Raw genomic sequence first — 12,232 nt, forward strand, 5'->3', positions numbered from 1 at the left:
AAGGACAGTGGAAGGCATGCTCGCTTTCACTCTTCGCCGCGCCGTTCAGGCCATCGGCGTCATGTTCGCCGTCGGCATCATCGCCTTCTCGATGTTCCGTTTCGCCGGCGACCCCGTCAACCAGATCGTCTCGATCGACACGTCGGCGGCCGAACGCGAAGCCGTGCGCAAGTCGCTCGGCCTCGATGATCCCGTGCCGGTGCAGTTCGTGCGCTATTTCGCCGATGCCGCGCAATTCAAGTTCGGCGTGTCCTATCAGTTCCGCCAGCCGGTCTCGACGCTGTTGATGGAGCGCATGCCCGCGACGCTGGAGCTTGCGATCTGCGCGACCGTCTTTGCAATGGTGCTCGGCATCCTGATGGGCGTCTATTCGGCGCTCAAGCGCGACACCGTGCTCGCCAAGTTATTCCAGGCGGTTTCGCTGATCGGCATCTCGCTGCCGACTTTCCTGATCGGTATTCTTCTGATCTATCTGTTCGCGGTGACATTGGGCTGGCTGCCCTCCTTCGGCCGCGGCGAGGTGGTGAAGCTCGGCTGGTGGACTACGGGCCTGCTCACGCTTTCGGGCCTGAAGGCGCTGATCATGCCCGCGATCACGCTCGGCCTGTTCCAGATGACCCTGATCATGCGGCTGGTGCGCGCGGAGATGCTGGAGGTGCTGCGAACCGACTATATCCGCTTCGCCCGCGCGCGCGGGTTGACCACCCGCGCCATCCATTTCGGCCACGCGCTGAAGAACACGCTCATCCCCGTGATCACGGTGGCGGGATTGCAGTTTGGCTCGGTTATTGCATTTTCGATCATCACCGAAACCGTGTTCCAATGGCCGGGCATGGGACTTCTGTTCGTGCAGGCCGTGCAAAACGTCGATATCCCGATCATGGCCGCCTACCTGCTGATGGTCTCGCTGATCTTCGTCACCATCAATCTGGTGGTCGATATCCTCTACACCGTGGTCGATCCGCGTCTACGCGCGACCGTCGGCCGCGCCACGTAAGGCAGCCTGTATGTCCGACGCAGTCGTCTCCAATTCCAATGGGCAGAGCACGCAGCCAGCGCAAACGGCCCGCGGCTGGCTCAGCCGCACGCTCGACAGCGATATCTTCTATTCGTTTCGGCGCTCCAAGCTCACCATGGTAGCGGCGGCCATCACGGTCTTGTTCTTCCTGCTTGCGATCTTTGCATCCGCGCTCGCGGTGCAGAACCCGTTCGATCCGGCACAACTGCAATTGATGAATTCGCGTATTTCACCGCTGTGGACCGCCGACGGCCAGAGCCCGTTCCTGCTCGGCACTGACGAGCAGGGCCGCGACGTGTTCTCCGCCATTCTCTACGGCATGCGCATCTCGCTCGCCGTGGGTGTGGCCGGCGTGATCTTCGCCGGTGCGCTCGGTATCGCGCTCGGCCTGATCGCCGGCTATTTCGGCGGTGCAGTCGATGGCGTGATCATGCGCATCGCCGACGTGCAGCTCACCTTCCCCGCCATCCTGATCGCGCTGCTGGTCAATGGCGTCGCCAAATCGATCCTTGGCAACCGGCTGGATGCCACCAGCATGCTGGTCGTGCTGGTGATCTCGATCGGCCTCAGTTTCTGGGTGGGTTACGCCCGGACCGTGCGCGGTTCCGTGATGGTCGAGAAGAACAAGGACTACGTCGCCGCCGCGCAGCTGATCGGTCTGCCCGCACCGAAGATCATGCTGCGGCATGTGCTGCCGAACACGATGGGCCCGATCCTGGTGATCGCCACGATCAATCTCGCTCTTGCGATCATCACCGAGGCGACGCTGTCCTTCCTCGGCGTCGGGCTGCCCGACACCATGCCCTCGCTCGGCACGCTGATCCGGATCGGCAACAACTACCTGTTCGCCGGCGAATGGTGGATCGTCGCCTTCCCGGGGCTTGCGCTGGCAGCGCTGATCCTCTCGATCAACCTGCTCGGCGACTGGCTGCGCGACGCGCTCAACCCGAAGCTCAGATGAGTACGCCTCGCTCATGACCGTACCTGTTCTCTCCGTGCGTAATCTTCATGTGGAGTTCGCCTCCCGCCGCGGCACGCTGCGCGCCATCGACGGCATCTCCTTCGACATTGCCAAGGGCGAGGTGCTCGGCGTCGTCGGCGAATCCGGCGCCGGCAAATCCGTCACCGGCCTCTCGGTAATCGGTCTGATCGATCCACCCGGCCGCATCGCCGGCGGCGAGATTCATCTCGCGGGCCTGCGCATCGACAATCTGCCGCCGGAAGAGATGCGCCGCATCCGGGGCAAGCGCATCGGCATGATCTTCCAGGATCCCCTCACCTCGCTTAATCCGCTCTACCGGGTCGGCGACCAGATCGTGGAGACGATCCGAACCCATCTCAATCTCTCCGAACAAGCGGCGCGGCGCCGCGCCGTCGAACTCTTGGCCGAAGTCGGCATCCCAGCGCCGGAAAAACGCATCGACGGCTATCCCCATGAATTCTCCGGCGGCATGCGCCAGCGCGTGGTGATTGCGCTGGCGATCTGCGCCGAACCGGAGCTGATCATCGCGGACGAGCCGACGACCGCGCTCGACGTCTCCGTGCAGGCGCAGATCATTTCGCTGATCAAGCGGCTCGGGCGCGACCACGGCACGGCCGTGATGCTGGTGACCCACGACATGGGCGTGATCGCAGAGACATCGGACCGCGTCGCGGTGATGTATGCCGGCCGCATCGCCGAGATCGGTCCCGTGCAGGACGTCGTGAAGAACCCGCTACACCCGTACGCCAAGGGGCTGATGGGCGCGATCCCGACGCTGGCCGGAGACGACAAGCGCCTCGTGCAGATTCCCGGGTCGATGCCGCGCCTGTCGGCGATCCCGCCGGGCTGCTCGTTCAACCCGCGCTGCGCGTTCGCCTTTGACCGCTGCCGCGTGGAGCGGCCGGAGCCGCTCCCACGTGGCGCGCAGTCGGTCGCCTGCCACCTCTATGACAATGTGCCGGCGGAGAGCGCGGTATGAGCGCACCGTTCGTCCAGGCTAGAAATCTGCGCCGGGTGTTCGACGTGTCGAAGCCATGGCTCAACCGCGTGCTCGAAGGCGGGCATCTCGAATATCTCAAGGCGGTCGACCACGTCACCTTCGAGATCAGGAAGGGCGAGACGTTTGCTCTGGTCGGTGAATCCGGTTCCGGCAAGACCACGGTGGCGCGGATGGTCGTCGGCCTGCTGCCGCCGAGCTCCGGCGACGTGCTGATCGACGGCGTGTCGATGACCGATCCGCGACAGGCTCCCGCACGCCGCAAGCTGCGCCGCCGCATCCAGATGATCTTCCAGGATCCGTATGCGAGCCTGAACCCCCGCTTCCGGGTCGACGCCATCATCTCCGAGCCGATCCGCGCCTTCGACCTGATCCAGGGTGAGCGTGACATCCAGTCGCGCGTCGGCGAGCTGCTCAGCCTCGTCGGCCTGCACCCCGACGACCGACTGAAATTTCCGCATGAATTCTCTGGCGGCCAACGCCAGCGCATCGCGATCGCGCGCGCGCTCGCATCGGACGCCGAGTTCATCGTCTGCGACGAGCCGACCTCGGCCCTGGACGTCTCAGTGCAGGCGCAGATCCTGAACCTGATGCGCGACCTCCAGGACAAATTCGGCCTGACCTACATGTTCATCAGCCACAACCTCGCCGTGGTCCGCCACATGGCGAGCCGGGTCGGCGTGATGTATCTCGGCCGCATCGTCGAGATCGCGGAAGGACGCGAGCTGTTCGCCCGTCCGCGCATGCCCTACACCAAGATGCTGCTCGGTGCCGTGCCTGATCTCGCCATGAGCGGCCGCCAGCGCATTCCAGTCAAGGGCGAGATCCCGAACCCGATCAATCCGCCCCCCGGATGCGCCTTCAATCCGCGCTGCCCGCTGGCGTTCGATCGCTGCCGCAAGGAGACCCCCGAACTGATCGACGGCGTCGCCTGCCACGCGGTCAACACCGCGCCGATCCCGGCGTGACGCGCGCGTGCCATGCAACCTGCGCATTTGGCGGCGGGGTGGCCCTGTGATCAATTGCGCGCGCCGCAAATGAGGTAGCCTATGGCCAGCAACATCAATCCCGATCCGTTCACGACGAGACCGGAAATCGAAGGCACCTTCGGGGTCGTCGCCAGCACGCACTGGATCGCGACCGCCGTCGGCATGGCCATTCTGGAGAAGGGCGGCAACGCCTTCGATGCCGGCGTCGCCACAGCCTTCACGCTCCAGGTCGTCGAGCCGCATCTCAACGGCCCCGGCGGCGATGTGCCCATCATCGTCCATGACGTGAAGCGCGGGCGCACCGAGGTGATCTGCGGCCAGGGCCCCGCACCGGCGCGCGCCACCATCGCGCACTACAGGAGCGAGGGACTCGACATGGTGCCCGGCACCGGCCTGCTCGCCGCTTGCGTCCCCGGCACCTTCGAATCCTGGATGATGCTGCTGCGCGACTATGGCACGATGCGTGTGCGCGACGTGCTGGAGCCCGCGATCTCCTATGCGCGTGACGGCTATCCGCTGGTCGAGCGCGCCTGCGCCACAATCCAGACCGTCGAGCAGTTGTTCCGCAAGCATTGGCCGACCTCGGCTGCCGTCTACCTGCCGAACGGTGAAGTGCCAAAGCCCGGTACGCTGTTCACCAACAAGACACTGGCTGCGACCTACTCCCGCATTCTCAGCGAAGCCGAAAGCGGCGGCGGCGGCCGCGACGCCGAGATCGAGCGCGCGCGCAAGGCTTGGTCGCAAGGCTTTGTCGCAGAAGCAATCGACAAATTCTGTCGGACGCAAGAGGTGATGGACGTCAGCGGCTCGCCGCATCGCGGCGTCCTCTCAGCGGACGACATGGCGCGGTGGCAGCCGACGATCGAGGCGCCGCTCACCTACGATTACGGTCGCTACACCGTCTGCAAGGCCGGCGTCTGGAGCCAGGGGCCGGTGACGCTTCAGCAGCTCGCTCTGTTGAAAGGCTTTGCGCTCGATGGGCTCGATCCGACCGGGCCGGAGTTCATCCATTTCCAGATCGAATGCGCCAAGCTGGCATTCGCCGACCGCGAAAAATTCTACGGCGACCCCAAATTCACCGAGATCCCGATCACGACGCTGCTGTCGGATGCTTATAATGACGAGCGCCGCAAGCTCGTCACCGACAAGGCCTCGCTCGACTTCGTGCCCGGCACGGTCGAGGGTTTTGGTGGCGTGGTCAGGCTGCGCCGTGCCGAGGGCCAGCGCGAGGCGGTCGGCGCGCTCGGCGCCGGCGAGCCGACGGTGGGCCGCTTCGGCGAAGTGCGCGGCGACACCGTGCATTTCGACATCATCGATGAGGCCGGCAACATGGTGTCCTCGACGCCATCGGGCGGCTGGCTGCAATCCTCGCCGATCATTCCCGAGCTCGGCTTCTGCCTCGGCAGCCGTGCGCAGATGTTCTGGCTGGAGGAGAACCATCCCGCCGCGCTTGCGCCGGGCAAGCGGCCGCGCACCACGCTGTCGCCGACCATGGCGCTGCGCGACGGCGAGCCCTATCTCGCCTGGGGCTCGCCGGGCGGCGATCAGCAGGACCAGTGGATCACACAGTTCTTCCTGCGCCACGTCCATTGCAACCTCAACCTCCAGGAGGCGATCGACGCGCCGGCTTGGCACTCCGAGCATTTTCCGATCTCGTTCTGGCCGCGCACTGCGCGCCCGGGCGTGCTCGTGGTCGAGAACCGCGTGCCAAAGGCCACGATCGAGAACCTTCGCGAGCGCGGGCATATCGTCGAGGTCGGTCCCGACTGGTCCGAAGGCCGTCTTACCGCGGCCTCGCGCGTCGGCCCCCGTCGACGCGCTGCCGCCAATCCGCGCGGGATGCAGGGCTATGCCGCGGGACGCTGAAGGCAGCACATGACCTGGTCGATCATCGCGCGAGATGCTGCCACCGGCCAGTTCGGCATTGTCGTCGCGACCCGCTTCTTCGCGGTCGGCGCGCGTGTTCCGTACATTGCCGCCGGCCTCGGCGCCATCGCGACGCAGGCCTTCGTCAATCCCTATTACGGCATCGACGGTGTCAAGCTGCTGCGCGAAGGCCTCAATGCACACGACGTGCTCGCCGCCCTGCTCGCGACCGATGACGGCCGCGAAAGCCGGCAGATCCACATCATGGACGCTAGCGGCGACATCGCCGCGCACACCGGGCGCGATTGCGTCGAATGGTGCGGGCACATCGCAGGCAGCGGCTTCTCGATCGCCGGCAACATGCTGACGGGAGCCGACGTGCTCGACGAGACGGCCAAGACCTACATTGCCAACGACAGCCTGCCCTTTCCGCGCCGCCTGCTCGCGGCCATGCGTGCGGGCGAAGCCGCCGGCGGCGACAAGCGCGGCAAGCAGTCGGCCGCGCTGTTGATCCACGGCGAGGAGGAATGGCCGGCGCTCGACATTCGGGCCGACGATCATCCCGATCCGCTGGGGGAGCTCGAACGGCTCGAGCGTGTCAGCCAGGAGCTCTGGGTGCACTTCCGCGCCTCCATGCCGACGCGGCAGAATCCGGCCGGCAACACCGATCGCAGCGTGATCGACGCCAGCATCACCGCAGCCCGCGCAAGACAGTCATGAGCGCCACCCCACTCATCGAGATCAAGGATCTGCGCATCCGCTTCCACGGCGACGACGGCCGTATCACGCATGCGGTCGACAGCGTCGATCTCAGCGTCGCCAATGGCGCGACGCTCGGCCTCGTCGGCGAATCCGGCTGCGGCAAGAGCGTGACTTCGTTGGCGATCATGGGCCTGCTGCCGAAGAGAAGCGCGGAGATATCCGGAGCGATCCGCTTCGAGGGGCTCGACCTCTTGAAGACGCCGGACCAGACGCTACGCGACCTGCGCGGCAACCGTCTGGCGATGATCTTTCAGGAGCCGATGACCTCACTTAACCCGAGCCTGACCATCGGCGAGCAGATCATCGAGACGATCCAGCGCCATCGCGGCGGTTCGCGGCGCAATGCGCGGGAGCGGGCGATCGAGCTCCTGCGCCGCGTCCACATCCCCTCACCGGAGCGACGGATCGACGAATTCCCGCACAAGCTCTCCGGCGGCATGCGCCAGCGCGTGATGATCGCAATGGCGCTCGCCTGCGATCCGCGCCTGCTGATCGCGGACGAGCCGACCACGGCGCTCGACGTCACCTTGCAGGCCCAGATTCTGGAGCTGATGCGCGAGTTGAAGGCGGCGAGCGGTGCCGCCATCATCCTGATCACGCATGATCTCGGCGTCGTCGCCGAAGTCTGCGACGAGGTCGCGGTGATGTATGCCGGTGAGATCGTCGAACGCGCGCCTGTCGACGAATTGTTCTCGGCGCCGCAGCATCCCTACACGGTCGGCCTGCTTGGCTCGATCCCGCGGCTCGATCATCGCGCCGAGCAGCTCGCCACGATCGAAGGCATGGTGCCGAACATGGCACGGCTGCCCGCCGGTTGCCGCTTCGCCGCGCGCTGCCCGTTCGTGCTGGACGCCTGCACCAGGGCGCCGCCGCCACTGCTGCAAGTCAGCCCCGGCCACCTCTCGCGCTGCATCCGTGCGCCGCTCGAACGTTTGGTGTCGTGATGGCACTGCTCGAGGTCCAAGACCTGGTCAAGCATTTCGTCGCCGAACGCTCGCTGTTCGGCCGCGCGCGGGCGCATGTCAAGGCCGTCGATGGCGTCAGCTTCTCGCTCGAGGCCGGCAAGACGCTGGCCCTGGTCGGTGAGTCCGGTTGCGGCAAATCCACCGTCAGCCGCTTGGTGCTGCGGCTGATCGAGCCGGACGCGGGTACGGTTCGTTTTGACGGCCGCGATCTTCTCTCCCTCGACGCCAATGCGCTCCGCGCCTTCCGCCGCGAAGCCCAGATCATCTTCCAGGACCCCTACGCCTCGCTCAATCCGCGCATGACCGTCGGCCAGATCCTGACCGAGCCGCTGGCGCTGCACGATCTGGTGCCGCCGACGCAGCGGCGCGGGCGGGTCGCCGAACTGCTGCGGCTGGTCGGGCTGGAGCCGCGGCTGGAGCGCCGTTATCCGCATGAATTCTCCGGGGGTCAGCGCCAGCGCATTGCCATCGCCCGTGCGCTCGCAGTCGAGCCGAAGCTGATCGTCTGCGACGAGCCGGTCTCGGCGCTGGATGTCTCGATCCGCTCGCAGATCCTCAACCTGCTGCGCGAGCTCCAGGACCGGCTCGGCCTCGCCTATATTTTCGTGTCGCATGACCTCGCGGTGGTCAAGCATATCGCCGACCACGTGGCGGTGATGAATCTTGGCCAGATCGTCGAGACGGCGGAGGCGGACGCGCTGTTCGCAGCGCCCCGCCATCCCTATAGCCGGGCGCTGTTGTCCGCGATCCCCCTGCCCCAGCCGAAAGCGAAACGAACGACCGTCCTATTGACGGGCGAGATCCCGAGCGCACTCAATCCGCCGGCGGGCTGCCGCTTCCATACCCGCTGCCCCTTCGTTGTCGAGCGCTGTCGCATTGAAGCGCCGGAGCTCCTGGCAGACAGCGCGGGCCACGCCGCCGCCTGTCACCGTACGGCAGAGCTACCGTCTACCGACGCCATCCTGCCGGCAGCCGGCGGGTTTTCGCCAGCACTTGCGAAATTGGTCGCGGCTTTCAGCCGAAAGACGGAAGGCGCAGCGGTTTCCGGGGTTGGTATACAAGGCACCGCACCCACCACGACGTAGCCGAAGCAATGGGGACTGCCCGATGAACATGTTTCGCCTGGCCATAACGGCCACCGCCTTCCTGCTGTCGGTCGTAACAGCGCAAGCCCAGACCACGCTGCGCATCGGCCTCGCCGAGGACCCCGACATCCTCGATCCGACCATGGCGCGCACCTATGTCGGCCGGATCGTGTTCTCCGCATTCTGCGACAAGCTGTTCGACATCGACGAGAAGCTCAACATCGTGCCGCAGCTCGCGCTATCGAGCCAAACGGACGACGACGGCAAGGCGCTCGTCATCAAGCTCCGCCCCGGTGTGAAATTCCACGACGGCGAGCCGTTCGATGCCGAGGCCGCCAAGTTCTCGTTGGAACGCCACCTCACCTTTCCCGGCTCGTTCCGCAAGCCGGAGCTGGCCTCGGTCGATCACGTCGAGGTCGTCGATCCCCTCACGATCAAGCTGGTACTGAAGTCGCCGTTCTCGCCATTGCTCGCGCAGCTCACCGATCGCGCGGGCATGATGATGTCGCCGAAGGCGGCGAAGGAAGCCGGCGATAAGTTCGGCCTGCGTCCGGTCTGCGCCGGCCCCTATAAGTTCGTCGAACGCGTGCAGCAGGACCGCATCGTATTCGAGAGGTTCGCGGACTACTGGAACAAGGACAACGTCTTCATCGATCGTATCGTGTTCCAGCCGATCGTCGATGCCACGGTGCGGCTCGCGAACCTGAAATCCGGTGGACTGGACCTGATCGAGCGCGTGCTCGCCACCGACCTCAAGGAGGTCCGCGCGGATTCGCGGCTGAAGGTCGCGACCGCCATCGAGCTCGGGTATCAGGGCATCACGCTCAACATCGGCAAGGACAAGGCCAAGGGACCACTCAGCCAATCGGCCAAGGTGCGCCAGGCGCTCGACCTTGCCATCGACCGCGAGGCGATCAACCAGGTCGTGTTCAACGGCGAGTTTCAGGTTGGCAATCAATGGGTCAATCCCGATCATCCCTATTATCAGAAATCCCTGCCGGTCCGTCCCCGCAACGTCGAGAAGGCCAAGGCGCTGCTGAAGGAAGCCGGCGTGACACCGCCGGTCAGCGTCGATTTCCTGGTATCGAAGGGCGCGGAGACCGAAACGCCGGCGCAGGTGATCCAGTCCATGGCGGCCGAAGCCGGGTTCGACATGAAGCTCCGCGTCACCGAATTCGCAACCGGGCTGAAGCAGGCTGAGGCCGGCGATTACCAAGCCTTCATGCTGGCCTGGAGCGGGCGCGTCGATCCCGACGGCAACACCTTCGTCTTCCTGCACAGCGGCGCGCCGCAGAATTACGGCGCTTGGAACAATGCGCAGGCCGACAAGGCGCTGGAGGATGCGCGATCGGTGACCGATCCCACCAAGCGCAAAGCCAGTTACGAAGCCCTGGCGAGGCTGGTCCAGGACGAAGAGCCCCTCCTGTACCTCTACCACCGCCGCATCATCATCGCGCATGCGACGAAGCTCGAAGGCTACAGGCAGATGCCTGACGGGCTCGTGCGCGTTATCGGCCTCAAGCTGAAGTGACAATGAAGGGATGCTGAAGTTCCTCGCGCGCCGCCTTGTGCAGATCGTGCCGACACTGTTCTTCGTCTCGGTGCTGATCTTCTCGCTCCAGCAATTGTTGCCGGGAGATCCTGCGCTGGTGATGGCGGGCGAAGAGCGCGATCCTGCCGTGATCGAACAGATCCGGCATCAGTACCGGCTCGATCAGCCCATCCCTGTGCAGTACGCCTATTGGATCAAGGGCGTACTCGCCGGCGATTTCGGCGAATCGCTGCGCAACAAGATGCCGGTGCGCGAGCTGATCGCGCAGAAGCTGCCGGTGACCTTACAGCTCGGCTCGATGGCAATCCTGATCGCTTTCCTGATCGGCATCCCCGCCGGCATTGTCGCGGCGGTGAAGAAGGGCACCGTCTGGGACTATGGCGCCAATTTCTTCGCGCTATGGGGCATCTCCACGCCGAACTTCTGGCTCGGCATCATGCTGATCTTCCTGTTCTCGATCGAGCTCGGCTGGTTGCCGGCCTCGGGCTATGTGCCGCTCACCGAAAACTGGCGCGCGAGCCTGGCTGCCACCATCATGCCCGCCTTCGTGCTCGGCAATGCAATTGCCGCGATCCTGATGCGGCACACCCGCAGCGCTATGCTCCAGGTGATGGAGAGCGACTATGTCCGCACTGCGCGCGCCAAGGGACTGTTGGAACGCTCGGTCATCCTCAAGCACGCGATGCGTAACGCACTGACACCTATCATCACGCTCGGTGCGCTCGAGCTCGGCACGCTGCTGTCAGGCGCCGTGCTGACCGAACAGATCTTCTCCATCCCCGGCTTCGGCAAGCTGATTGTGGATGCGGTGTTCAATCGCGATTATGCGGTCGTGCAGGGCGTGGTGCTGGTGACAGCCACCGTCTACATCACGCTGAATCTCATTGCGGACGTCGCCTATATTCTCGTCAATCCGCGGCTGCGGGGCTAGTGCCATGAGCGACACGACGCTCGCCAGTCCCCTCACGCAAGCTCACGAGCTGGACAGCCCGGCACGCCGCGCGCGGCGGCGCCTGTTCAAGCGCAAGGCCGCTGTGTTTGGCCTCATCGTGATCATCGCGTTCATCCTTCTTGCGGTGCTTGCGCCGGTCCTCGTTCCCTTCGATCCCATCGCGACGAGCTGGAGCCTGGTGCGCAAGCCGCCGACCGCCGCGCACTGGTTCGGCACCGACGAACTCGGCCGCGACATCCTGAGCCGCGTCGTCTACGGCGCGCGAGCCTCGCTGCTCGCGGGCCTGATCTCGGTTGCGATCGCGCTCGGCATCGGCGTCCCGTTGGGCCTCCTCGCAGGCTATCGCGGCGGCTTCACCGACGCACTGATCAGCCGGATCACGGACGCAATGCTCGCCTGCCCGTTCCTGATCCTGGCAATTGCGCTCGCGGCATTCCTCGGCCCCAGCCTCGGCAACGCCATGATCGCCATCGGCATTTCGGCCACCCCGATCTTCATCCGCCTGACCCGCGGCCAGGTGCTGAGCGTCAAGGCCGAGGATTATGTCGAGGCCGCGCGCGCACTCGGCAATCCGCCATGGCGGATCGCATTCTCGCACATCCTGCCGAACATCCTTCCGGCGCTGCTGGTTCAGGCGACGCTGTCGATCGCCGCCGCCATCATCGCCGAAGCGGCGCTGTCGTTCCTTGGCCTGGGCCAGCAACCGCCGGCACCGTCCTGGGGCAGCATGCTCAATGCCGCACAGCGCTTCCTGACCCAGGCGCCCTGGATGGCGATCTGGCCGGGGCTCGCGATCTTCCTCGTGGTGTTGTCGCTGAACCTGCTTGGCGACGGCCTGCGCGACGCGCTCGACCCGCGCCAGCGCTAGCTGTCCCTCATGGTGAGGAGCGCGTTCTTACGCGCGTCTCGAACCATGAAGGCCCGACTGTCCCTGTAGCCATCCTTCGAGACGCGGCCTAGCGGCCGCTCCTCAGAGCCTGACTCAAAAAGCGCGTGGACGCTATCAAGGTCTGGCTAGACGGCGAATTAGGAGCCTTAGATGGGCGGCGAGCAGCCAAGCGAGC

The 12,232-nt window shown here is 65.3% G+C and carries 11 protein-coding genes; all 11 read left to right on the top strand.

Going from position 1 to position 12,232, the window contains the following annotated elements; all coding sequences use genetic code 11:
• Positions 1-16 precede the first annotated feature (16 nt).
• The 11 genes from IVA78_RS28810 to IVA78_RS28860 all read left to right on the top strand — a co-directional run bounded on the left by IVA78_RS28810 (position 17) and on the right by IVA78_RS28860 (position 12,036).
• The gene (locus IVA78_RS28810) at positions 17-997 is read left to right on the top strand and encodes an ABC transporter permease (protein WP_247279837.1); all 981 of its coding nucleotides are present in this window, start codon (positions 17-19) and stop codon (positions 995-997) included.
• 10 nt (positions 998-1,007) lie between these two features.
• Entirely contained in the window at positions 1,008-1,979 is a 972-nt protein-coding gene (locus IVA78_RS28815; protein WP_247279838.1) for an ABC transporter permease, read from the top strand.
• A gap of 13 nt (positions 1,980-1,992) precedes the next feature.
• A complete protein-coding gene (locus IVA78_RS28820) occupies positions 1,993-2,979 on the top strand; it encodes an ABC transporter ATP-binding protein (protein WP_247279839.1) in 987 nt (328 codons plus the stop codon).
• On the top strand, positions 2,976-3,965 hold the full coding sequence (locus tag IVA78_RS28825) for an oligopeptide/dipeptide ABC transporter ATP-binding protein (RefSeq protein WP_247279840.1): 990 nt from the start codon (positions 2,976-2,978) through the stop codon (positions 3,963-3,965). Before IVA78_RS28820 ends, IVA78_RS28825 begins: the two co-directional genes overlap by 4 nt.
• 81 nt (positions 3,966-4,046) lie before the next feature.
• On the top strand, positions 4,047-5,852 hold the full coding sequence (locus IVA78_RS28830; protein WP_247279841.1) for a gamma-glutamyltransferase family protein: 1,806 nt from the start codon (positions 4,047-4,049) through the stop codon (positions 5,850-5,852).
• A 9-nt stretch (positions 5,853-5,861) separates the two neighbouring features.
• Complete coding sequence (locus IVA78_RS28835; protein WP_247279842.1) at positions 5,862-6,572, top strand: DUF1028 domain-containing protein; 711 nt, start codon at positions 5,862-5,864, stop codon at positions 6,570-6,572.
• Positions 6,569-7,558: an ABC transporter ATP-binding protein gene (locus IVA78_RS28840; RefSeq protein WP_247279843.1), complete on the top strand. Its 990-nt coding sequence runs from the start codon at positions 6,569-6,571 to the stop codon at positions 7,556-7,558. Before IVA78_RS28835 ends, IVA78_RS28840 begins: the two co-directional genes overlap by 4 nt.
• A complete protein-coding gene (locus IVA78_RS28845; RefSeq protein WP_247279844.1) occupies positions 7,558-8,664 on the top strand; it encodes a dipeptide ABC transporter ATP-binding protein in 1,107 nt (368 codons plus the stop codon). Before IVA78_RS28840 ends, IVA78_RS28845 begins: the two co-directional genes overlap by 1 nt.
• Positions 8,665-8,686: 22 nt before the next feature.
• Positions 8,687-10,195 carry an ABC transporter substrate-binding protein gene (locus IVA78_RS28850; RefSeq protein ID WP_247279845.1) on the top strand — a complete coding sequence of 503 codons (1,509 nt, stop codon included), beginning with the start codon at positions 8,687-8,689 and terminating at the stop codon, positions 10,193-10,195.
• 10 nt (positions 10,196-10,205) lie between these two features.
• Positions 10,206-11,147, top strand: coding sequence for an ABC transporter permease (locus IVA78_RS28855; protein ID WP_247279846.1), 942 nt, complete (start codon positions 10,206-10,208; stop codon positions 11,145-11,147).
• A 4-nt stretch (positions 11,148-11,151) separates the two neighbouring features.
• On the top strand, positions 11,152-12,036 hold the full coding sequence (locus IVA78_RS28860) for an ABC transporter permease (RefSeq protein WP_247279847.1): 885 nt from the start codon (positions 11,152-11,154) through the stop codon (positions 12,034-12,036).
• The last annotated feature ends 196 nt before the right edge of the window (positions 12,037-12,232 follow it).

The sequence above is a fragment of the Bradyrhizobium sp. 137 genome (assembly GCF_023074095.1).
Lineage (GTDB): Bacteria > Pseudomonadota > Alphaproteobacteria > Rhizobiales > Xanthobacteraceae > Bradyrhizobium.